The 23040-nt window shown below is 67.2% G+C and carries 21 protein-coding genes; 5 read left to right on the top strand and 16 right to left on the bottom strand.

Annotated elements, in window-relative coordinates; translation table 11 throughout:
- Positions 1-83: 83 nt before the first annotated feature.
- Positions 84-737 (top strand): GntR family transcriptional regulator, encoded by a 654-nt coding sequence (locus tag KAG51_RS01390; protein ID WP_290579850.1) that lies wholly within the window; start codon positions 84-86, stop codon positions 735-737.
- 129 nt (positions 738-866) lie between these two features.
- Here KAG51_RS01390 and KAG51_RS01385 read toward each other — a convergent pair whose 3' ends face one another.
- The 7 genes from KAG51_RS01385 to KAG51_RS01355 all read right to left on the bottom strand — a co-directional run bounded on the left by KAG51_RS01385 (position 867) and on the right by KAG51_RS01355 (position 5832).
- Positions 867-1235 (bottom strand): hotdog domain-containing protein, encoded by a 369-nt coding sequence (locus tag KAG51_RS01385; protein ID WP_290579848.1) that lies wholly within the window; start codon positions 1233-1235, stop codon positions 867-869.
- Between the two features lie 116 nt (positions 1236-1351).
- Entirely contained in the window at positions 1352-2194 is an 843-nt protein-coding gene (locus KAG51_RS01380; protein WP_290579846.1) for a transporter substrate-binding domain-containing protein, read from the bottom strand.
- A gap of 27 nt (positions 2195-2221) precedes the next feature.
- Positions 2222-2869: an amino acid ABC transporter permease gene (locus tag KAG51_RS01375; protein WP_290579844.1), complete on the bottom strand. Its 648-nt coding sequence runs from the start codon at positions 2867-2869 to the stop codon at positions 2222-2224.
- Positions 2869-3519, bottom strand: coding sequence for an amino acid ABC transporter permease (locus tag KAG51_RS01370; RefSeq protein WP_290579842.1), 651 nt, complete (start codon positions 3517-3519; stop codon positions 2869-2871). The genes KAG51_RS01375 and KAG51_RS01370 overlap by 1 nt, the downstream gene beginning before the upstream one ends.
- Positions 3516-4289 carry an amino acid ABC transporter ATP-binding protein gene (locus KAG51_RS01365; protein WP_290579840.1) on the bottom strand — a complete coding sequence of 258 codons (774 nt, stop codon included), beginning with the start codon at positions 4287-4289 and terminating at the stop codon, positions 3516-3518. Before KAG51_RS01365 ends, KAG51_RS01370 begins: the two co-directional genes overlap by 4 nt.
- 11 nt (positions 4290-4300) lie before the next feature.
- Positions 4301-5167 (bottom strand): enoyl-CoA hydratase/isomerase family protein, encoded by an 867-nt coding sequence (locus KAG51_RS01360; protein ID WP_290579838.1) that lies wholly within the window; start codon positions 5165-5167, stop codon positions 4301-4303.
- The gene (locus KAG51_RS01355; RefSeq protein WP_290579836.1) at positions 5164-5832 is read right to left on the bottom strand and encodes a haloacid dehalogenase type II; all 669 of its coding nucleotides are present in this window, start codon (positions 5830-5832) and stop codon (positions 5164-5166) included. The genes KAG51_RS01360 and KAG51_RS01355 overlap by 4 nt, the downstream gene beginning before the upstream one ends.
- Before the next feature lie 214 nt (positions 5833-6046).
- On the opposite strand from KAG51_RS01355, the gene KAG51_RS01350 reads away from it, so the two are divergent.
- On the top strand, positions 6047-6565 hold the full coding sequence (locus KAG51_RS01350; protein WP_290579834.1) for an Lrp/AsnC family transcriptional regulator: 519 nt from the start codon (positions 6047-6049) through the stop codon (positions 6563-6565).
- Between the two features lie 73 nt (positions 6566-6638).
- On the opposite strand, the gene KAG51_RS01345 is transcribed toward KAG51_RS01350, so the two are convergent.
- The 6 genes from KAG51_RS01345 to KAG51_RS01320 form a co-directional block, all read right to left on the bottom strand.
- Positions 6639-10130: an indolepyruvate ferredoxin oxidoreductase family protein gene (locus KAG51_RS01345; protein WP_290579832.1), complete on the bottom strand. Its 3492-nt coding sequence runs from the start codon at positions 10128-10130 to the stop codon at positions 6639-6641.
- A gap of 1003 nt (positions 10131-11133) precedes the next feature.
- Positions 11134-13068, bottom strand: a complete 1935-nt coding sequence (locus KAG51_RS01340) for a biotin carboxylase N-terminal domain-containing protein (protein ID WP_290579830.1) — start codon at positions 13066-13068, stop codon at positions 11134-11136.
- Between the two features lie 5 nt (positions 13069-13073).
- On the bottom strand, positions 13074-14633 hold the full coding sequence (locus KAG51_RS01335) for a carboxyl transferase domain-containing protein (RefSeq protein WP_363316125.1): 1560 nt from the start codon (positions 14631-14633) through the stop codon (positions 13074-13076).
- Positions 14630-15463, bottom strand: a complete 834-nt coding sequence (locus tag KAG51_RS01330; protein ID WP_290579826.1) for an aldolase/citrate lyase family protein — start codon at positions 15461-15463, stop codon at positions 14630-14632. The genes KAG51_RS01335 and KAG51_RS01330 overlap by 4 nt, the downstream gene beginning before the upstream one ends.
- Positions 15456-15959, bottom strand: coding sequence for a MaoC family dehydratase (locus KAG51_RS01325; RefSeq protein WP_290579824.1), 504 nt, complete (start codon positions 15957-15959; stop codon positions 15456-15458). Before KAG51_RS01325 ends, KAG51_RS01330 begins: the two co-directional genes overlap by 8 nt.
- A 5-nt stretch (positions 15960-15964) precedes the next feature.
- Entirely contained in the window at positions 15965-17155 is a 1191-nt protein-coding gene (locus KAG51_RS01320) for an acyl-CoA dehydrogenase family protein (RefSeq protein WP_290579822.1), read from the bottom strand.
- A gap of 100 nt (positions 17156-17255) precedes the next feature.
- On the opposite strand from KAG51_RS01320, the gene KAG51_RS01315 reads away from it, so the two are divergent.
- Positions 17256-17843: a TetR/AcrR family transcriptional regulator gene (locus KAG51_RS01315; RefSeq protein ID WP_290579820.1), complete on the top strand. Its 588-nt coding sequence runs from the start codon at positions 17256-17258 to the stop codon at positions 17841-17843.
- A gap of 16 nt (positions 17844-17859) precedes the next feature.
- Here KAG51_RS01315 and KAG51_RS01310 read toward each other — a convergent pair whose 3' ends face one another.
- Positions 17860-18630 (bottom strand): IclR family transcriptional regulator, encoded by a 771-nt coding sequence (locus KAG51_RS01310; protein WP_290579818.1) that lies wholly within the window; start codon positions 18628-18630, stop codon positions 17860-17862.
- A 123-nt stretch (positions 18631-18753) separates the two neighbouring features.
- Here KAG51_RS01310 and KAG51_RS01305 point away from each other — a divergent pair, with 123 nt between their 5' ends.
- Both KAG51_RS01305 and KAG51_RS01300 read left to right on the top strand, forming a co-directional pair.
- Positions 18754-19545 (top strand): CoA transferase subunit A, encoded by a 792-nt coding sequence (locus KAG51_RS01305; protein WP_290579816.1) that lies wholly within the window; start codon positions 18754-18756, stop codon positions 19543-19545.
- 1 nt (position 19546) lies between these two features.
- Positions 19547-20185, top strand: a complete 639-nt coding sequence (locus KAG51_RS01300; RefSeq protein WP_290579814.1) for a 3-oxoacid CoA-transferase subunit B — start codon at positions 19547-19549, stop codon at positions 20183-20185.
- A gap of 521 nt (positions 20186-20706) precedes the next feature.
- Here the strand turns inward: KAG51_RS01300 and KAG51_RS01295 are convergent.
- The gene (locus KAG51_RS01295; protein ID WP_290579812.1) at positions 20707-21927 is read right to left on the bottom strand and encodes an ABC transporter substrate-binding protein; all 1221 of its coding nucleotides are present in this window, start codon (positions 21925-21927) and stop codon (positions 20707-20709) included.
- A 58-nt stretch (positions 21928-21985) separates the two neighbouring features.
- Positions 21986-23023, bottom strand: coding sequence for a branched-chain amino acid ABC transporter permease (locus KAG51_RS01290; RefSeq protein WP_290579810.1), 1038 nt, complete (start codon positions 23021-23023; stop codon positions 21986-21988).
- Positions 23024-23040: the final 17 nt, after the last annotated feature.

Below are 23040 nucleotides of genomic sequence, written 5' to 3'. Positions count from 1 at the left end.
GCCACTCGCTTCGCGCGAAGATTGATACAATCCCAAGGCACCCCGGGCGAGCTGGTCCGGGGAGAATTCGAAGGATTCGCTTTGTGACTGAAGAGCTGGGCCGAGTGACGACAGTCGATGCACTGGTCACGTCACTGCGGCAGAGGATCCTGTCCGGCGCCTTTCCGGCCGGCTCCAAACTGCAGGAAGTTCCGCTGTCCGAGAGTTATGGCGTCGGCCGCTACTCTCTTCGCGGCGCCCTCCGCATCCTGACCGACGAGGGACTCCTGCGATATGAGCAGAACCGCGGCGTATTCGTGCCTTCACTGGCCCGAGAAGATGTCGAGGACCTCTTCCGTTTTCGTGCGGCCCTCGAGGTGGAGGCCGCCCGCCTCGCCGTGCAGAGCAACGCCTCGCTCGCCGCAGCCGAGGCGATGGTGGGACGCCTGGAGTCGATGGAACTCGACGTTCCGTGGGCGGAGGCAACGACTGCGGACCTTGGATTCCACCGGGAGGTGGTTCGGGCGGCAGGAAGCATGCGACTCCTCCGGGCCTTCACAGCAATGTCGTCCGAGCTGCAGTTCGCGCTCGCGCGAAGCCAAGAGCTCTACATTGATCCGCAGCGGATCGGGCGCGAACACCGGGAGATTCTCGAGGCTCTCAAGAGCGGAGATTCTCAAGCCGCCGAGGCTGCCCTCCGCTATCACCTCGAAGTGGCATCCCAGGAGCTGTTCGACCTCTTCGACCCCGCCACCTGACAATGGTGCCCTCGGCAGAGGCCGAGGGCACCATCCGGCACCTCTGGCCTGAACCAGACCGACTGCCAGGCCCACTGAGCAGCGATCTCGCCGACATGCGTGGGCAGGCCGGTCCCGGTCGCTCTCACCTCATGCTTGAAGCGCGCCCTCGATCACGGCTCGTTTCAGCACAGCTCGTCGATGCTGGACGCGGGCGACGACGACGCTGCCATCGGTCACCTCGACCTCGAACCGCGCCTTCGTGCCGTTTCGCTCGACAAGTACGGCCGTGGCCGTCAGATGTGCACCTACCGGGCTCGGGCGATCGTGACTGAGCTCGACGCCGGCCCCGACGGTAAGTTCATCGTCGGCCAAGTCAGGCGCGAGCACGCCGTGGCATGCCAGTTCGGCCAGGCTCAGAATGAAAGGTGTCGATGCTGCCGGTGGGAACTCAGGCCCCCACGCCGCTGCCGTGTCACGGGGCTCAACCGTCCGACTGACGGAGTTCTCGGGATTCATGGTGGGATTCCTTCGTTTGAAGTCTGGGATCAACGATGTGAGGTCCGCAGGTCGCCGCTGGATGCCATAGCGAGACGCCGGGGCGGGCATCATCCTCCGCCCCGGCGCCGCACGAACTAGCCGATCAGGTTGAGCGGGCCCGGATCCGCGGCCGAGGGGTCGAGACCGTTCTCCTCCATGATCTCCGCCAGCCGCCCGCTCTCGCGGAGCGAGATGATGTTCTCGTTGATGGCTGTCAGCAACGACTCATTCCCGTTCGCCATGGGGAAACAGACTTGACCCGGGTCGTTGCTCGAACCCACCCGAGGGTCCGCTTCGGCCAGCTCGATCTTCCACGACCCTCCGTTCTGTTCGTTCGCGTAGGAAGCCGACCCGAAGGAGTCAATGGCGGCATCCAGACGACCCGACTGCAGGTCGGCGTACTCGGCCGCAGGAGTCGGATACACCTTCAGGTTGGAGCCGTAGATCACCTGAAGCTCGTCGTTCCAGAGGTAGCCCTCAACGGTGCCCACCGTCCTGCCCTGCAGCGCCTCGAACGTCGACGCGCCGTCGTCGGAGATGATGGCGATCTGGTCACCGTAGACAGGGCCCGCCAAGGTCAGGACCTCGGAACGATCCTTGGTGCAGTACCAATCCCCAGCGGCCAGATCGGTTCGCCGGTTCTGCGCGGCCGGAATGACCGATCCCGTGTCGAGTGGCTGCACCGTGAGGTTCAGGCACTCCATCTCCGCGATCTCGTTGAGGATGTCGCCCTCGACACCCGACATCTCGGTGCCATCGAGCATCACGAAAGGCGGGAAGTTGTAGGTCGAGACCGTCAGGGCTCCGTTCGTCACGGTCTTCAGATCTGGGTGAGCAGGCTCGCAGTCCGAGTCCGGGCCATCCGAGCCGGATCCGCATGCCGTGAGGGCAGACAAAGCGAGGACGCATCCCGCTGTCGTGGTGACGATCTTGCGCATAGTGCCTCTTTCTTCGGGGTTGAACTCTTAGACGTGCCGTTGAAGCTTCTTCTCGACCTGCTCGGTCACGAGGCTTGCGGAGACGGTGACGATGGCGTAGAGCACGCCAGCGATCACGAAGAGGTTGAGGTAGTGGAAGGTGTTGTTCGCGATGGAGCGAGCCTGCGAGGTCAGCTCGGGGACAGCGATGATGAAGGCCAGCGACGTCGCCTGGAACATGAGGATGCAGAAGCCCATGAGCGGAGGGATCGCGATGCGGAGGCCCTGAGGGATCACGATGTCGCGGAGGACGTCGAATGAGCTCATGCCCAGGGCTCGGCCGGCTTCGATCTCCCCACCCGGGACCGACTGGAGACCACCCCGGATGATCTCGCTGGTGTAGGCAGCCGTCGTCAGAGCAAGGGCGATGTAGGCACATACGAATCCCGTGAGAGTCACCGGAATTCCGTTGTAGACGACCTGGAGCATGACCAGAGCGGGCGTGCCGCGCCCGATCTCGATCACGACCACGATGAATCCACGGAGCACGCGGCGCCTCGACGACGCCCCGACCGCGAGAACAAGACCCGCCGGCAGACCCAAGAGGAGGGCCATGAAAGCAAGGCGCAGGCTGACCCAGAGTCCACCGAGCAGCTGATCGTGATGGGTGAGCCAGTCGTTCCAGATCTCCGTCATCACGCAGTCCTCTTCATCAGGTAGCCCTCGAGGCTGCGCGCCGCCCAAGCGGAGGGAAAGGTCAGGGCGACGTAGTAGATGCCCGCCACGAAGAAGGGCGTCACCGAGGCGGTGTTGCTTGAGGCGACGCTCGCGTAGTACGTGATCTCGAAGACGCCGATCGTCGACGCCAGCGATGAGTCCTTCAGCAGGCCGATGGCGTACGAGGCGGACGATGGAATGGCGACCCGGACCATCTGGGGCCCGATCACTCGAGTTGCCGTGTCCAGCCGCGACATGCCGAGCGCTCGGCTGGCCTCGAACTGTCCCTGCTTCACGGCGCGCAGGGCACCGCGATAGATCTCAGCCATGTAGGCCGCCGAGACCAGCGCGATCGCGAGGACCGCCGAACGCCACGAGGTGAAGACCGAGCCGAGTGCCGGGTCGATCTGCGTGGGCCCGTTGTAGATCAGGAATAACCAGATGATCAGCGGGACACCTCGAGTGACCTCGATGTAGGTCCGGGCCAGGGCACGCAATGGCCAGGCTGCCGAGATGCGCAGTACCAGGAGCGGCAGCCCGAGTAGCGCGCCCAAGGCGAATCCGACGGCCGTCAATTGGAGTGTCCCGAGTATGCCCTGAGCGACGATCTGCCACGTGTCGACGGTCACTGTCGGTCCAGGACGGCTCGCAGGAACGCGCGAGTGCGCGGCTGACTCGGCGAAGCGAAGATCTCGTGGGGCTTGCCCTCCTCCAGGATCGCGCCATCGCTCATGACCACGACATGGTCACTCACGTCGCGCGCGAACTGCATCTCGTGCGTGACGACCACCATCGTCATTCCCTCGTCGGCCAGCTCTCGCATGACGGCCAGAACCTCGAGTCCCAGCTCAGGGTCGAGCGCTGACGTCGGCTCGTCGAAGAGCATGACCTTGGGATCCAGCGCCAGAGCTCGCGCGATCGCAATCCGCTGCTGCTGCCCGCCTGAACACCTTCCCGGATACTGCTTCGCCTTATCGGCCAGCCCGACCCGCTCGAGGAGGGTCATCGCCCGCTCCTCAGCTTCTGCCTGGCTCCGCCCGAGCACCCGCTGCTGCGGAAGCGAGATGTTGCGCAGGACGGTCAGATGCGGGAACAGGTTGAACGACTGAAAGACCATACCCACGCGTGACCTGAGTGCAGCCAGCTCCTTGGCCTTGATCGAATGGTCGACCTGGATCGTGACTCCTTCGACGGTAATTGACCCCGACGTCGGGCGCTCAAGCAGATTGATGCACCGCAAGAGGGTGCTCTTGCCGGCACCGCTCGGCCCGATGAGCGCGACAACCTCTCCGGAGCTGACTGACATCGAGACGTTGTTGAGGACAACGTGGTCCCCAAACTGCTTCTCGACGTTCTGCAGCACGATGGCGTCGTGCGGGAGGGCTGGTGAAGTGGTCATGACACTCGCATTCAGGTGACGTCGTTGACGATGGGATGGGCGGGCGCGGATGACACGCCCGACGCGGCGGACGGTGGCCGCAGGGGCCGAGCCGGGTCGGTTAGCGCGCGACTATCCCCCGCGTCCGGTTCGGTGTAGGTACCGTGCGCGCGAAAGTTGCGGACGGTTGCCGCTCCGGCCGGTGCGTACTTCGTCGCGAGCATGTCGTCGAGCTCGCGAGCCAGTGCGTCATCGAGCTGGCCGAAGCTGCCTGCATCGATCGATGCCCGCACTCGCGCGACCGCTTCCGGCGCGAGATCGGCCAGGCGCCTGCTGATCGTCGTGGCTTCGTCCTCGAGGTCCATCTCCGCACAGGACGCAGCGACCATGCCGATCGCATGTGCCTGCGCCCCACTCACTTCGCCTCCTGTCAGGAGGAGCATTCGTGCGCGTGCAACGCCGATGAGCCGAGGAAGTACCGAGGTGACACCGCCACCGGCCGCGAAGCCGGCGCGAACGTCTGGGAAGGACAGCCGAGCGTCAGTCGCAACGACGACGATGTCGCATGCGAGCGCCAGCTCCGCTCCTGCACCCACGGCGACGCCCTGGACCGCACACACGCTGGGAACATCCATCTGCCGCAGCCGAGCCGTGAGTGCTTGCAAGCGAGCCAGCTGGCCCTCCTCGGCACTTCGGGAGAGTTCCTGCTTCAGGTCGAAGCCTGAGCAGAAGGCCCGACCTCGACCACGAAGGAGGACCGCACGTGCTCCGCTTCGTTCCGCATCCTCGAGGCGCGCGTGCAGGTTCTCCACAGTGTCGACGTCGAGCGCATTGAGGCGGTGGGGCCGATCGAGATCAAGAACCTCGACACCGCCTTGTCGGGAGGCGACGACGCTCACGTGAGCGACTCCAACGCGGCTTGCAAGGACGCCAAGTCTGGGACGACTGCGGTGGCGCAGCCTCCGTCACGCGACTCGTTCCTCCGGTGGACGTACACGGACCGGAATCCGCGCTCATGAGCCGGCTCACAGTCGTGCCACACACTGTTTCCGACGTGGATCCAGTCCGCACGACCAGGCGCATGTCGACTGATGAAGGCATCGAACTGCCCGGGGCCGGGCTTGTAGCTGCGCACCTCCTCGGCCGTGATCACGGTGTCGAACTCGACGGGGAGGGGCCCGGCCAGCGTCCCTTGAATCATGTCGACGTCGGCATTGGTCAGAATGCCCAGTCGGAAGCCGGCCGAACGCAGCCCGTCCAACGCAGCGATGCTGTCAGGAAAGGCTGGCCACGTCGGAAGCGATTCGCCCAGCACACCGCCGGCATCCGCATCAAGAGTGATGTCGAGTCGATGCGCCGCGCGGGTCAAGGCCTCTCGCTGGATCTCTCGGTACACGCGATACGGCGTCTCCGCCTCGACCTGCGGCTCGAACTCGTGGTACGCGGCGATGAGGTCGTCGGCCCGTCCGGGCGCCACCGCATCCAGTGCCGCCTCCATGCCGACCCGCCAGTCGATCATCGTTCCGTAGCAGTCGAACGTCACCCAACGCTCTGACATCGCCATCACCTGCCCTCTCCTCGACGCGGACGCCACGAGAACGTGATCAGCGCCACTCAAAGTATTGATACAATGTCCATGTTCAAACGACTCGTGTCAAGCGACTTCCGAAGATCGGCGTGGCGTTCAACCCCTCGCCCTGATGAGCGGGCCTGCGCGACCCCGGGTTGGTGGAACGCCAAGGACGACGCGTGCGAAAACATCAACCGGGGAGGGTCCCGTGCCTATCGATCACCTGGACACCCAGATCATCGCTTTGCTGAGTGCGAATGCACGGCGAGGTCCGGTCGACCTCTCCGCGGCCTTGGGAGTCACCCGCAACACGGTGCAAGCACGGATACGACGCCTCGAGGAATCGGGGATCATCGACGGATTCACCCCCCGCATCGCCCTGCACCAGGCGGGTATCGGAGTCGAAGCTTTCGCCGCCCTAGCGCTCCATCAAGGAAGGCTTGATCAGGTGGTCAGTGCGCTGAGCACGATCCCCCACGTCCTTGAGGTACATGCGACGACAGGGCGCGAGGACCTCCTGATCCGCGTGGCAGCACAGGACAATGCGTCCCTCCAGATCCTGATTCAGCAGATCGTCGCGATCCCGGGAGTGGCGCACTCCAACACGACCTTGTGCCTCAGCACGCCCCTGCCATACCGCGTGCAGCCACTGCTCGACGCGGAGACGCGAGCCAGTGGCTGGGGACGCTCGACCCCCCGACCCGACATCGGGGTCGGGGCGATCTGACTCCATCGCCCCGACTCCTGACTCGAGCATCATGCGTCCGAAATGGCGCACGACACCTGGCTCGGTCAAGAACTCACGCCTCGCTCAGCAAGCGTAGAAGTGTGACGCGCTCCTCCTCATATGCCGCGACCGAACGAAGCTTGATGTCCTCGTAACCTCGCACCATGTCCGGGAGACCCGCGAGGCGGACAGCGTGATCGATCGTGGCCACGTTCATGACACCAAGGCAGGCCGAGATCGTCTCCTCGTACTCCGTGACCAAGCCTCGTTCCACACGACGAACCTCGGCTCGCCCGAAGGGATCGAAGGGCGTCCCCCTGAGGCCACGCAAGCGGTAGAGGGCAGACAGTGCCGGGCGGAACCACGCCCCGAGCGACAACTTCCTTTTCATACCGAGTGCGCGGAGGGTCGGCGGGTGCAGCCGCCACGCGATGCGAGCATCCGCTCCGAACGTCTGGGCGACCTCGTCGCGGACGCTGGTGTCGAGTGCCAAGCGAGCAACCTCGTACTCGTCCTTGTAGGCCATCAACTTGAAGGCGTAGGTAGCGACAGCTTCTGCAAACGGACCGGGAGCCCCCATGACGCGGTCCTCGACAGCGCGGGCGCGTTCGACGAGTTCCGCGTATCGCATCGCGTACTTCTCGTTCTGGTAGGCGGCCAGTTCATGGGCGCGAACTCGGACGAGCCGTTCGAGCTCGGATCCGGGTGACGCTTTCACCATCTGGCTCGACCTGGTCGGGGCGGCCTCGTCGGCCACGTCCGGCGTCGGGAGGGCCGCATCGAGGCTCCGTCGGTCACTGATCCATTGCCGCCCACGGCGGAAGGACTGCACGTTCTTCTCGACGGCGACCCCGTTCAGAGTGATCGACTCCTCGACGGCAGCGGCCGACAGTGGCAGCGCCCCTGCCTGGAGGGCAACACCGAGGAGAAACATGTTCGCGAACTGCTCGGCGCCGAACAGGCCCTCCGCGTACCGACGAGCGTCGAAGGCCAGGACGCGTTCGGGATCGGATCGCTCACGGATCGGCACAAGGGCCTCGTCCACGTCCGGGAACAGCACCGACTTGTCGCTGACCATCGCACCTGTGGGCACGACGGACGTCGACACGATCGCCGTTCCTTCCCGGGCGAGTACTGCGTAGTTGCGGGGGTCGACGGCCACCAACAGGTCGTAGCCAAGGTAGAGGTCGCAACCGCCGTCACCGACCTTGTTGCCGGCCTCGATCGGACGTCCCGAGATCTTCACGTCGGAGACGACGGCGCCACCCTTCTGCGCGAGACCCGTCTGATCGAGGGTGCGAACGTGATGGCCGGACAGGACTGCGGCGATGGCGAGGACTTGTGACGTCGTCACGACTCCGGTGCCGCCGACGCCCATGAGCCGAACAGTGTGCACGCCTGACAACTGTCGGTCGGGCGGAGCGGGTAGATCATCGGCCGAGAGGAGGGCGACCGACTCGCGCTTGCTCGGGCCCGACCCCTTGGTGATCGTCATGAAGGCAGGGCAGTCACCGGACAGACACGTCAGGTCGGAGTTGCACGAGCTCTGGTGAACCGTGGTCTTACGCCCAAACTCTGTCGCGACCGGGTGGACCGACAGGCAGTTTGACTTCTCACCACAGTCCCCGCACCCCTCGCACAAACGTTCGTTGATCATCACGGCCTCGCTCGGCTGCGCTGCCTTCCCTCGCTTGCGCTTGCGACGAAGTTCTGTCGCGCACTCCTGCTCGTGGATCAGGACGGTCGTGCCCTGTGTCGCGGCAAGGGCCTCTTGCGCATCACCGATCCGCTCGCGGGGCCAGACACTGACACTCCGCGGCAGCCCTGCCTTTCGCAGAGCCTTCACATCGGTCGTGGTCACGATGATGCGTTCGACCCCTTCGGACAGGAGGTTGCGCACCATCGCCGGGACGTCCATCTGTCCCACCGCGTCCTGGCCGCCCGTCATGGCGACCGTCGAGTTGTAGAGGATGCGGTAGGTGATGTTGCGGCCGGATGCCACCGCGGCACGAATGGCCAAGCTTCCCGAGTGGTGAAAGGTGCCGTCGCCAAGGTTCTGGATGAAGTGTGGCGCCTTGACGAACGGCGCCATCCCGAGCCACTGCGTACCTTCACCGCCCATCTGGGTCAGACCGACGACGTCCCCGACCTGCTTGGGGTCCATGAGCAGGACCATCGCATGGCATCCAATTCCGGCGCCGACGATCGAGTCCGAGCTCGGGCGCGTCGAGGTGTTGTGGGGGCAGCCAGAGCAGTAGTACGGCGCTCGCTGGATCAGCGGGAGATGAAGTCGCTCGCGGGCGAAAGTTCGGTTCCGCTCCTCAAGCCATGCCCCGACACCCGGCATGCCGTCCCGTCCATCGAGCCGCTTTGCGAGTCCCAGTGTCACCGAGTCCGCGTCCAGCTCGCCGTACGATGCGAAGAGCTCGCCGCCCTGAGGGTCTGCCTTTCCCGTGATGGTCGGGGTGGAGTCCGAGCCGTACAGCGCCTCTCGTACCAGAGTCTCGATGAAGGCTCGTTTCTCCTCGACGACGATGATCTCGTCGAGGCCCGAGGCGAAGCGCCTGACCTGCTCGGGGTCGAGCGGCCAGACCACGTCGAGCTTCAGGAGCCTCACGCGGTCGCCATGGTCGCTCCCCCCGCCGTTCAGACCGAGGCGAGACATAGCCTCCCGCACGTCAAGATAGGTCTTGCCCGAGGCGACGATCCCCACACGTGCATCAGGTGCTCCCGTGATCCGGTTCAATTCGTTCAGACGCAGATAGTCCATGACGATGCGCATGCGCGTCGTCATGAAGTCACGCTCAATGGGACCGAGGGTCGGTTGCAGCAGCTTGGAGCTGGGCACGTGGCGTCCAGACCCCTCAGGTAGGACAGGCGCTACGGGATCGGCGAGAAGGTCCATCGAAGCCGACCCGTCCGCTACGGCAGTCACCACCTTGATCGAGGTCCACAGGCCTGATGCGCGCGACAAGGCAACCGCATGACGCCCCGCGAAAAGGACCTCGGCAGGGTCTGCCGGATAGAACACCGGCATCCCGAGATCAGCAAGGGCTCGCTCTGACGTGCACGGCACGCTCGAGGACTTGGCCGCCGGGTCATCCCCCACCAGCGCGACTGCGCCGCCGCGTGGGTGCGTTCCCATGAGGTTTGCGTGACGAAAGGCGTCTGTCGCCCGATCCAGACCTGGGGCCTTCCCGTACCAGAACCCCACGACGCCTTCGACACGAGGATCGAGGCCGTCGATGAGTTGGGCGCCCTGTACCGCCATGGTCGCGGCTTCCTCGTTCAGTCCCGGCTCGAAGGTGATGTCGTGCTCGTCCAAGAGAGCGGTCTGACGCAGCAGCTCCAGGTCGTATCCAGCGAGGGGTGAACCCTCGTAGCCGCTGATGTAGGTGCCCACCAGGCGACCTTCGGCACGATCCGCTCGCGCTTGGTCGATCGGCACCCGCGCAAGAGCCTGGATGCCGGTCAGGTGCACTCGTCCCTCGTGGCGCTCGTAGCGATCGCGCAACTCGAAGTCAGATCCTGCGAGCTCAGGGGCTCGCTCAAAAGCCTGAGTCACGCTGCTGCACTCCGGCGCGTGAAACTGATACGGGCGAACCCTCGGGAGCCAACTGACATGACCGTTCTCCTCGCTGACACGGCGGCGAGGACGGACGTGCCGTCCCCGAATGTGAACCGTGCCAGCGTCGACGGAGCCGCGACTCGGGTCAACGAATCTGAGACGTACTACACGATCGGGTCAGCACGACGTCCATCCGACGACCTCCTGTGAACCGTTCGATCAGCCATCCACATGACGATGGAAGGTTGAGGTTCGGCCGGTGCCGGTGATGTCACTGACCTCTCACCGATTTCACCCGTGTCAGGCCGAGCGCCGCGAGTGCGTGCACCTGGCCGCTCCGATACGTTCGGCCGCCCGCCACGGCAGCGCCATGGCCGATCACGCGGCGCTGCCGGATACGTGAGCTGAGAAGGCTGACGCGTGGTCGGAACCTCACGCTCACGTATCAAGGGCGCGATCGACCCACCGCCCGCCCGGTTGAAGTCCGCGACGCGTCGAAGGCCGTGGGACTCTGCGCCTGCGATGACCGCCTCATTCACACCATTTCGGTATTGCGTCGAACGCACGAGTCCGGTCCTCGGCACCCCGGCCGGCTCCCGCGATCTGCTCAAGCGCGGCATAGTCGGCGTCCACGCGAGGTCGTGCTCCTCGTCGATGAACTGACGCACCGCCGACAAGAGCGCCTCGAGGTCACGTGCTGCGCGAGGCGCTGCGCGCCATCCGCTTGCAGCTCAATCGCGAGCTCACCTAGCCAATCGCTCCGTGCCCAACAGCGTCGCCACGCAGACTGCACACGCTTCCGGGGCACGATGATCAAACGGCTCGGTCATCAGCATCGGCCACTCGGCTGCCGACGAACCACACGCAGCCGCGAGCGTGCCAATCCGACGCGCATGCACCAATCCGTCCAGACGCCACCTGGGCGGACCGTCCGTAGGGAACTCGAGGACCCTTACTGGAGCGGTAGGGTGCCAGGCGCCGTCGACCCATGCCATGCGTCTCAGGCTCCTCGACTCGAGGCAGTCTCGGACACCTGCCCTGCCGCCTCGACACCCACCTGGAACAACTCCGCGCCGAGCGCCACTTGGCGGCCGATCACAGCGTGAACCCCCAGAACCTGACCGGCTCGCGGCGCCCGCAGCGAAAGTTCCATCTTCATGGCCTCGATGGTGCAGAGGAGGTCCCCCTCGGCTACGGCGTCGCCCTCCGCCACGCGGACGTCCAGCACAGTTCCGGGCATCGGAGAGACGACCCGGCCGTCGTCGAGACCCACAACGGCGCTGGCGCTCGGGTCGAGCGGACGCAGCACGTGGCGCTGGCCAGCGAGCACGACCTCGACCCCTTCAGGGTGCAGCAGTCGGACGTGGCCGACCAAGCGCCGGCCACCGAGCCACGCCTCAGCGCGTACGAAACGGCCGCGATCCTCCACGATGAGCCGCCGGAGCAGCCGACCGCCGACGGTCGACGCCTGCCTGTCGACCACGACGGCCTCATCGAGGCGGACCTGCATCGGCGCTGGAGATCCAGCGACGCGGAATCCGTCCGCGGTGAACGGGCTGGCCTCGCTGGCCCGTCCGGCCGATGCCTGCACCCAGGCCGCCAGGGCCCGCGCGTCCTCGATCGCCGGCGGCGCCACCTCGTGGACATCGAGCCACGCGGTGTCGATTCTGCGGTCGCGAAACTCCTCGCTAGCCGCGAGGGCGCGGAGGAAGCCGGTGTTGGTCGTCAGGCCCAGGACGACGGTCTCGTCGAGCGCGGTGACCAGGGCTGCGCGAGCCTCCTCGCGGTCCGATCCGAAGGCAATGATCTTGCCGAGCATCGGGTCGTAGCTCGTCGAGACCCGTTGCCCCGAGAACAACGCGTGATCCACCCGCACACCCTCCGGCCAGGCCACGTGGCTAGCTGTACCGGCCTGCGGCAGAAATCCGCCGAACGCGTCCTCGGCATAGACCCGCGCCTCGATCGCCCAACCGTCGCGTCCCACATCGTCCTGGGTGATCGGCAAAGGCTCGCCTGCAGCGACACGCAACTGGAGCTCGACCAGGTCGAGGCCCGTGATGGCCTCGGTGACGGGGTGCTCGACCTGGAGGCGGGTGTTCATCTCGAGGAAGTAGAACTCTCCGGTCGCGTTGTCGAGCAGAAACTCGACCGTGCCTGCGCCGACGTAGCCGACCTCGCGGGCGAGGTCGACGGCGGAGGCGACGAGTCGCTGGCGCGTGTCCTCGTCGATCGTCGGCGCGGGGGCCTCCTCCAGCACCTTCTGGTGGCGACGCTGCGTCGAGCAGTCACGCTCCCACAGGTGCAGCACGGTGCCGTGGGTGTCGGCCATGACCTGCACCTCGAGGTGGCGGCCCGACTCGACATACTTCTCGACCAGCAGCGTCCCGTCGCCGAACGAGCTCTCGGCCTCTCGGCGGGCTGCGGCGGCGCCCTCGGCGAAGTCCTCGGCCGAGCGCACGACCCGCATCCCCTTGCCGCCGCCGCCCGCGGCGGCCTTGACCAGGACGGGGTACGCGAACGTCGCCGGGTCGTCGTCGAGCGCGTACGCGGGCACGACCGGCACGCCGGCCGCGACCGCGACCTCACGGGCGAGGTCCTTGCGACCCATCTGCTCCATGACCTCCGGACTCGGCCCCGCCAGGGTCACGCCCGCGTCGCGCAGTGCCGCGGCGAACGCGGACCGCTCGGAGAGGAAGCCGTACCCCGGGTGCACGACGTCGGCCCCGACCTCGCGCGCCGCTGCCACGACGGCTTCGACATCGAGATAGTCGGGAACCGCGACAGCCACGTCGGCGGCGAGAACGTGCGGCGCGGCGGCGTCGACCTGCGTGTGGATTGCCACCGTACGCAGGCCCATCGCCTCGGCAGTACGGAAGACACGCAGTGCGATCTCGCCGCGGTTGGCGACCAAAACGGTCCTGGACTGCTGCGACATCGTCATCACATCCTGAAGACGCCGTAGGACGGCGCGGGGATCGGGGCGTTGGCGGAGGTAGCCAGCGCCATGCCGAGGACGCGGCGGGTGTCGCCGGGGTCGATGATCCCGTCGTCCCACAGCCGCGCGGTGGAGTAGTAGGCCGATCCCTGCGTCTCGTACTGGTCGCGGATCGGTGCCTTGAACGCCTCGACCTGCTCCTCGGTCTCGAGGTCGGAGCGCACGGTCGCGAGGACCGAGGCGGCCTGCTCGCCACCCATGACGGAGATCCGGGCGTTGGGCCACATCCACAGGAATCGCGGGTCGTAGGCGCGTCCGCACATGCCGTAGTTGCCGGCACCGAAGGAGCCGCCGATCACGACCGTGAACTTCGGGACGACCGAGCAGGCCACGGCCGTGACGAGCTTGGCGCCGTCCTTGGCGATGCCGCGGTTCTCGTACTCCTTGCCCACCATGAAGCCGGTGATGTTCTGCAGGAACACGAGCGGGACGCCGCGCTGGTTGCACAGCTCGATGAAGTGCGCGCCCTTGAGCGAGGACTCGCTGAACAGGATGCCGTTGTTGGCGACGATGCCGACGGGGTAGCCGTGGATGCGCGCGAAGCCGCACACGAGCGTCTCCCCGTAGAGGGGCTTGAACTCCTGGAGGCGCGACCCGTCGACGACCCGGCGGATCACCTCGCGCACGTCGTACGGCGTGCGGGTGTCGCTGGGCACGACGTCGAACAGGCCGTCAGGGTCCTCGAGCGGCTCCTCGACCGGAGCGGCGACGATCGAGCCGGCCGTGGGTCGCTCGAACGTCCCGACGATCCCGCGCAGCAGGTCGAGGGCGTGGGCGTCGTCGTGCGCGAGGTGGTCGACGACGCCCGAGGTGCGGGCGTGGACCTCGCCGCCGCCGAGCTCCTCGGCCGTCACGACCTCGCCCGTCGCGGCCTTCACGAGCGGCGGACCGCCCAGGAAGATCGTGCCCTGGTCCTTCACGATGACGGTCTCGTCCGACATCGCGGGCACGTAGGCGCCGCCCGCGGTGCACGAGCCCATGACGGCAGCGATCTGGGGCACTCCCTGTGCAGAGAGCTGGGCCTGGTTGAAGAAGATGCGACCGAAGTGCTCACGGTCGGGGAACACATCGTCCTGCATCGGCAGGAACGCGCCCCCGCTGTCGACCAGGGCGATGCACGGGAGCCGGTTCTGGGCCGCGACGGCCTGGGCGCGCAGGTGCTTCTTGACCGTCATGGGGTAGTACGTGCCCCCCTTGACCGTCGCGTCGTTCGCGATCACCATGACCTCGCGGCTCGCGACACGGCCGATGCCCGTCACGATGCCAGCGCTCGGAACGGCCGAGTCGTCGCCCCCCGTGCCGTACATCCCGTGGGCCGCGAGCGGGCTGAGCTCCAGGAACGGGCTGCCGGGATCGAGCAGCCGGTCGACCCGGTCGCGCACGAGCATCTTGCCGCGACCCGTGTGCTTGGCGCGGGCCGCCTCGCTGCCTCCGGCGCCGGCGTCGCGCACCGCCGCGAGGCGGGCGTGCAGCTGATCGGTCAGGTCTCTAAGGCTGTCCATCATCGTCCTCCGGAGGTCGCGGCGGCGAGTCGGAGGACTCGCTCGGCCTGGGCGTAGATGGGGCCGTCGACCATCCGGCCCCGGAAGGTCGTGACGCTGCGGTCGTCGCCGACGTGGGCCAGCAGCTGCTCGGCCCACACGACGCGCTCGGCGTCGGGCGCGTAGGACCGGCGGATCACCGCGACCTGCGTCGGGTGGATCGCCACGGTCGCGTCGAACCCCGAGGCCACGGCGTCCTCGCACTCGGCAGCAAGTCCGGCCGTGTCGGGGATGTCCATGTGCACCGCGTCCAGGGCCAGCCGACCGGCCGCCTTCGCCGCGAGCAGCGCGCGGGCCCGGGCGTGCCGGGCCAGGTCGCGGTACCGGCCGTCGGGGAAGCGGCTGGAGGTGCCGCCGAGGCCGGCCACCAGGTCATCGGCCCCCCACATCACGGCCACCACGTTGTCGACGGAGGCGAGCTCGTCGGCGTCCCGGATGCCCGCGGGCGTCTCGAGCAGCAGCACGACGTCGTGCGGCACGGCGCGCACGTCGTCCGCGCGCTCCGACTTCGACAGCATGACGGTGCGGACGCCGATATCCTGCGTCAGCGCGAGGTCGGCAGCGTGGTCGACCGTGTCGGCACCGTTGACGCGCACGACCGTGCGCGCCCAGTCGACGATCCCGTCGGCCGCGAGGCCGCGCAGGGCCTCGCGTGCCGACGCCTTGGCAGCCGGTGCCACGGCGTCCTCCAGGTCGAGGATCACGACGTCGGCCGCGGCAAGCGCCTTGCCGTACCGGTCGGGGCGGTCGGCGGGGCAGAACAACCAGGCCGGGCCGGGGCTCGCGTCACGCATCGGGCGCCATCCTCACGAGGGTCTTGCGGACCGCGACCGCCACGACGACGTCGTCCTGGTTCCGGGCCGTGTGCCGCATCGAGACGACGCCCTCGCCCGGCCGGCTGCCCGAGGGTCGCTTGTCCTCGACGAGGGTCTCGGCGTAGAGCGTGTCGCCGTGGCGGACTGGCGCCGGGAACGAGATCTCGGAGAAGCCGAGGTTCGCGACGATCGTGCCCTGGGTGAGCTGCGTGACCGACAGGCCGACCAGCGTCGACAGGGTGAACATCGAGTTGACCAGGCGGTCGTGGAACGGGGCGAGCAGCTCGCTCGCGGCCTGGTCGAGGTGCAGCGGCTGGGTGTTCATCGTCAGGGTCGTGAACAGCACGTTGTCGGTCTCGGTGACCGTGCGGCCCGGCCGGTGCGCGTAGATCGTGCCGACCTCGAACTCCTCGAACCAGAGGCCGCGCTGCTGGATGCGCTTCACGGTGTCGCCCGTCGCGGGTGCCGTCGCCATGCCGGTCACTCGACCGGGAGCCCGAGGCCGCGGGCGATCAGCATGCGCTGGACCTCGCTCGTGCCCTCGCCGATCTCGAGGATCTTGGCGTCGCGGTAGAACCGGGCGACGGGGTACTCCTCCATGAAGCCGTAGCCGCCGAAGACCTGCGTCGCGATGCGCGTCGCCGTCACGGCGGACTCGGTGGCGTAGAGCTTCGCGACGGAGGCGGCCTGCTTGAACTCGGCGCGGGAGGGAGCGCCCGAGGCGCCCCGGTCCATCGCGTCCTTCATCGCCGCCGCCTTGTAGGTCAGCAGACGCGAGGCCTGCAGCATGACCTCGAGGTCGGCGATCTGGAACGCGACGCCCTGCTTGCGCCCGATGGGGCCGCCGAAGGTCTGGCGCTCCCCCGCGTAGGTGACGGTCAGGTCGAGGCAGGCCTGCAGCAGGCCCACCGCGAGGGCGGCGATCGCCACGCGGCCGTCGTCGAGCGTGCCGAGGAACTGGGCGTAGCCACGGCCGCGCTCGCCGAGCACGTTGCCGGCCGGGACGCGGCAGTCGGTGAAGGCCAGCGGGTGCGTGTCGGAGATGTGCCACCCGAGCTTGTCGTAGGACGGCTCGACCTCGAAGCCCGGCGTGCCGGACGGGACGATGATCGCCGAGATCTCGGCGGACCCGTTCTCGCGCTGTCCCGTGCGGGCCGTGACGGTCACGAGCGAGGTGATCTCCGAGCCCGAGTTGGTGATGAACTGCTTGGCACCATTGACGACCCACTCGTCGCCGTCGATCTCGGCCCGGGTCCGGGTGGCGCCGGCGTCCGAGCCTGCCCCCGGCTCGGTCAGGCCGAAGCCGGCGAGCGCGCGTCCCGCGACGAGGTCGGGCAGCCACTGCTCCTTCTGCTCGTCGGTGCCGTAGGTGAGGATCGGGTTGATGCCGAGGCCCACCGCCGCCTCGAGGGTGATCCCCATCGACTGGTCGACGCGGCCGATCTCCTCGATCGCGACGCAGAGCGACGTGAAGTCGCCGTCCTCGCCGGCGCCGCCGAGGGACTCCGGCGCCGTCAGACCCATCAGGCCCAGGTCGCCCATGTGGCGGACGACGTCCACCGGGAAGTGGTGGTCACGGTCCCACGCGGCGACGTGCGGGGCGATCTCGCGCTCGGCGAAGTCGCGCACGGATCCGCGGAAGGCCTCGTGCTCCCGGCTGAGCTCGAACATGCGGCGGTCCCCTACCTTCTCGGCGTCGGTTAACGATCATTAACCAGCGCCAGGTTAGCAATCATTAACCTCGACGTCCAGACCCGTCTACGATGCTGGGGTGGACGTCGACGCTGCAGCACCCCCACCCGCTGGCCGTCGCCAGCAGATCGTCGAGGTCGCGGCCGGCCTGTTCGCCGTCCAGGGCTTCCACGGCGTGTCGATGCACGAGATCGGCCGAGCCGTCGGCACCTCCGGGCCTGCGCTGTACAAGCACTTCACGAGCAAGGAGGCGTTGCTCGGCACGATGCTGGTCGACATCTCCGAGCTCCTGCTCGCCGAGGGCCTGCGCCGGGCCGAGGCCGCGGCGGCCGATGGCCCTCGCGCCGAGCTGCTCGCCCTGGTGCGCTGGCACGTCGAGTTCGCGCTGACCCGACCGGCCCTGATCAGCGTGCAGTTCCGTGACCTGGAGAGCCTGGGCCAGGACGATCGACGCACGGTCCGTCGCCTGCAGCGCCAGTACGTCGAGCTGTGGGTCCGCGTCGTCCGCGCCACGACCGGCGCCGACGACGCCCACTCGCGGTCCGCCGCGCACGCCGTCTTCGGACTGATCAACTCCACCCCGCACAGCGCCCGACTTGAGGGCCACGAGATGGCGGCCCTGCTCGAGCAGCTGGCGATCTCGGCGCTGGCGGGCCTGTCTCCGTGACGTCGGTGTTACCGGGTCAGCGCTGACGACCCGACCGCGCGACCTGGGTCGACAGACCGTGAGCGGCTCGCAGCAGCTGCTCGCCCAGCTCGGCCTGCCGCGGCGCGATCCGCGCCTCGATCCCGGTCAGGCTCACCGCCCACCGCGGCGTGTCGTGACCGTCGAGGACCGCCGCACCGAGTCCCCAGCTCCCCTCGACGATGAGCCCGGGGTTGACGGCGTACCCGCGGTCGCGGGTGGCCGCGACGCGTGCGGACAGCGGCCCGACGCCGTGCTCGACCCCGAACTCGCGCTCCAGGTCGGTCGACGCCAGGTAGGTCTCGCGTTCTCGGTCGGGCAGCAGGGCCAGCACCGCCAGGCTCGCCGATGCGACACCGAGCGGGAAGCGGATGCCCTCGTGGAGCACGTGCGAGCGGATCGGGAAGCTGCCGTCCTCGCGCAGGACGCAGACCGTCTCGTCACCGCGGCGCACCGAGAAGAACGCGCTCTCGCCCGTCTCCGCCGCCAGCCTGCGCACGGTGGCGCGAGCCAGCGGCGTGACGTCGTGACGGTTCGTCGCGGCCGCGCCGAGGAGGAAGCACTCCGACCCCAGGTGCCACGCGCCGCTGTCGACGTCGCGCTCGACGAGGTCCTCCGCGCTGAGCGCGATCAGGAGACGGTGCGCGGTAGGGCGGGGCACCTCTGCGGCGTCGGCGAGCGCGGTCGTGCTGGCGCCCGAGGGCTCGTGCGCCGCCAGGGCACGCAGCAGGGCTCCCGCTCGCCGCACGACACTCGGGGACTCGGTCACGCGCTCATCGTAGGGCGTCCGCTGAATGGACGCCGTTGATCCCCTGATTCCACTGAACGAGCAATTGGCAGGTTTTGCAGGAGCAGGCTTGACCACGGATCGGACGCGCTCTTTGATCGCCGCATGGACAAGGTCATCAGCTCGGCCGCCGACGCGATCTCCGACGTGCCCGACGGCGCGAGGCTCACGGTGGGCGGATTCGGCCTCTGCGGCATCCCCTCCACGTTGATCCAGGCCCTCCTGGACGCCGGCACGCGCGACCTCGAGGTCGTGTCAAACAATGCGGGGGTCGACGACTGGGGGCTCGGTCTGCTGCTCTCGGCCGGGCGGCTCCGACGCGTCGTGGCTTCGTACGTCGGCGAGAACAAGGAGTTCGCCCGGCAGTTCCTCTCCGGTGAGCTCGAGGTCGAGCTCACGCCGCAGGGAACGTTGGCCGAGCGGATGCGCGCGGGCGGGTCCGGCATCGCAGCGTTCTACACCCGCACCGGCGTGGGGACCCAGGTCGCCGAGGGCGGGCTGCCCTGGCGCTACGACGCCTCCGGCGCCGTCGTCCGGCAGTCGCCGGAGAAGCCCGTCATGACCTTCGACACCGCGGACGGTGAGCGCGACTACGTCCTGGAGGAGGCGATCGTCTCCGACTTCGGGCTCGTTCGCGCCTGGAAGGGCGACCGCCACGGCAACCTCGTCTTCAAGGACGCCGCCCGCAACTTCAACCCGCTCGCCGCGATGGCGGGCCGCGTCACGGTCGCGGAGGTCGAGCACCTCGTCGAGCCGGGAGAGATCGACCCGAACCACGTGCACCTGCCCGGCGTCTACGTGCACCGCGTCGTGCCGCTGACGCCCGAGCAGGCGCAGGACAAGCGCATCGAGAAGCGCACGGTCCGCCCCACCCCCACCGAGAACGAGGTGCGTTGAGATGGCGTGGAACCGGGAGCAGATGGCGGCCCGCGCCGCCGCCGAGCTCAGCGACGGCGACTACGTCAACCTCGGCATCGGGCTGCCGACCCTCGTGCCGAACTACGTGCCCGACGACGTCGAGCTCGTGCTGCAGAGCGAGAACGGGATCCTCGGCACCGGCGCGTACCCGACCGACGACGCGGTCGACCCGGACCTCATCAACGCCGGCAAGGAGACCGTCACGGTCCGTGCGGGCGCGAGCTTCTTCGACTCCGCCACGAGCTTCGGCATGATCCGTGCCGGCAAGGTCGACGCCGCGATCCTCGGCGCGATGCAGGTTTCAGCCGGCGGCGACATCGCCAACTGGATGATCCCCGGAAAGATGGTCAAGGGCATGGGCGGGGCGATGGACCTCGTCCACGGGGCCAGCCGCGTCATCGTGCTCATGGAGCACGTCGCCCGTGACGGCGCCTACAAGATCGTCGAGGAGTGCTCGCTCCCCTACACGGGCCGCGGCGTGATCCAGCGCATCATCACCGACCTGTGCGTCCTCGACATCACACCCGACGGACTTCAACTCATCGAGCTTGCGCCAGACGTTGCTCTCGCAGACGTTCGCTCCCGAACGGAGCCGCACGTCTTCGAGAACAGGCACTGACCCACGCCGCCAAGACATGGCAGCCGCAGGGGCTTCAACGGGCGGCTCCCTCCCTGGACCCACCGGGATCACGATCTCGCGTGGGCGGCACGAAGCCGACGCCAACTCGAGCATCCCGAGTTTGATACGACGCTGACCGACTTGGCGTTCGTGACCCGCAACTGACCTTGGACCCGATCAGGGCCCTATCGATCATGTCGCGGCAGAGGCTTGAGCCATCGCGCTGCGAAAGCACCTGTCGCGCCGCCGCCAGTCGTCGATGCTTTCACTTCGTGCGGTGCGTTGCGACCCTCGCACTGACAATCGTCTCGAAGCATCAGACGCGGGGGCTCATCGAGTACTGGAAACCTTCGACGTCCAGGTGCAGGCATCCAGAGGTGCAGCCGCCGCCCACGGGATCGATTTCAACGATTACGCGGACCTGGTACTCCTGCGGCACCGGGCACGGACCGGCAGTCCGCTGAGCATGGGAAGGCAGACCGTGGCCCAACCTTCCCATGCTCAGCATCACATCGGACCGGTCAGTCCTGCTGCTCCGGCGCCCGGTACGTCTCAGCGTCCTCCGAGACGAAGAGCTCGCCCTGCTGATCGAGACCGCCGGGGGTGTCGATGTTCGGGACCGCCACGTAGACCGCCCGAGTAGCCGGGCTTCCGGGACTCGAGAAGTCCAGCTCGGCCACGAGGTCCTCCGTGTCCAGTGAGTCGGCTTCGTCCTTGGCCTTCTTCACGCCCTCGCGCGTCAGATCATCGCAAGTGCCCTCGAGAAGCTGGCCCCAGATCTCGCCGATCGCGTAGCCGTAGGGGACCCCGGCGTGGGGTACACCGTCGCCGCGCGCTTCGAAGAGATCCGCAACTTCCTGCGCCTTCGGCACATCGGACGTGTAGGGCGTGGCCGAGGCAACGACGTACACGTTCCGCAGGGCGTCGGCCGTCTCTGGCGTCAGGATGTTAGGGCCGAACGCCGGGTTGTTCCCGACAATCGGGACATCCAAACCAAGCTGCTGGTTGACAACCGCCACGTTGAGCGTCTGCGCCGGCGTGGTGGTCATCGCGATGGCCGCCACATTGCTGCCCTTGAGTCCCGTGACCGCGTTGCGCAAGTCAGAGTCGGTCGGAAGCACCTTGACCTTCTCGATGGTGAGGTCGTGCTGCGCGGCGAAGTACTCAGCACCGAGTAGACCGTTCTCCCCGTACTCGCCTTCAAGGTAGATGTGTCCGATCGTGTCTCCCGGCTTGATCTGTCCTTGCTCCATCAGGTAGGAGAGCCCGTTGATCATCTCAACGTCGAACGTCGTCCCCGGGACGATGATGTAAGGGTTCTTCAGGATGAAGGACGACCAAGACAGCGCGACCGTCGTGGTCTCGTTGTCGAGATAATTCTGATCGAGTGCGGCATTGATCGGCGATCCAAGGACATGCATGAACCCCAAGACCTGCGACTCAAGTTCCTGGTAGGCGACGACGCCAGCATCCGCGTCGTACCCATGGTCGCGGACGACAAGTTCGACGTCGCGACCGCAGACCCCTCCCGAGGCGTTGACCTGCTCGACCCAGATCTCATTGCCCGCGAGGATGGCCTCCGACAGCTCGAGGAACGGGCCGGACAGGTCCGTCAGCACACCAAGCTTGATCGTGTCGTCGGTCACCCCGGTGTTTTCTGACTCCGACTTGGTTCCCCCACATGATGCGAGGGTGAGGGTGCCGACCGTCACGGCGGCGACCAGCGAGCGAGTGATTTTCATGATGAGTCTCCTTGGATGAGGACGATCAGCGCTGGGCCTGACGGAGGACGTCAGGGAGTCAGCGGCCGAACCTTGCGGTGATTCGCCGGCCGATGGCGGCCAGCCCGCCGGGTTCGAAGATCACGACCAGCACGATCAACGACCCGTAGGCGAATGCAGTGATCACCGAAGGCGTGAATCCCCCTGATCCTTCGGTGATGCTGGCAAGCAGCGGAACGCTCGGCACGAGCAGCCTGAGCGCAAGAGGAAGGCCAAACACGAAGGCCGCTCCGAGTACGGCACCCCACACCGACCCCAACCCGCCGATGATGACGATGGCTAGCAGGCTGATCGCAGCCGCGATCGACCACGAGCCTTGAAACTCGTTCTCGTCAGCCTTCAGCAGTCCAAACCAGAGCACCATCATGACCCCGGCGAGACCGGCGTAGCCTGCCGAAACGGCGAAGGCCGTGGCTCGAGCACGAGCAACGTTGACACCCATCGCCGCAGCCGAGGCGGGGTTGTCCCTGACGGCCCGCCACGACCGCCCCGGTCGGGATCGGACCGCCCCCAAGGCCAAGAAGATCCCGCCGATGACCAGGATGAGGAAGAGGTACCACATGCGTTCCTGAGCACCGAACGGAACGCCAAGCACGGTCAATTCGGGTTCACGAGTCGTCAACGAGAAGCCGAAGATCGTGAAGGGCGGAGCCGGGCGCCCTGTGGCAGCACCGCCAGTGAACTCCGTGAACCGCTGCCCAAGATAGAGCCCAAGAAAGACCAAGGAGAGGGTCGCCACCGCTAGATAGATGCCGCTGACTCGACCAGCCACGGGAGCGAACGCGAGACCAGCCAGGGACGATACGACGACAGCACCTACGATCGCGATCACGGGGGGAAGACCAATGCCGACGAGATCCGACCCGGCTTCCGCGTCGGCCGCGAGTGCGGCGTAGGCGGTCCCACCGACCAGCATGAAGAATGGCGTTCCGAGCGAAAGCTGCCCACAGTGTCCGCTCAGCAGGGTGAGGCCGATGGCGGCCACGGCTCCGACCATGGCGTACTCGAAGACGCGGAGCCACACCTCGCTGACGTAGAGCGGGAGAGCGAGCGCCACGACCAAGGCGACAACCC

Source organism: Aeromicrobium sp., from assembly GCF_023146395.1.
In the GTDB taxonomy this organism is placed as follows: domain Bacteria; phylum Actinomycetota; class Actinomycetes; order Propionibacteriales; family Nocardioidaceae; genus Aeromicrobium.
Note: the sequence above shows the minus strand (reverse complement) of the source record. Positions and strands in the feature narration are given on the sequence as shown.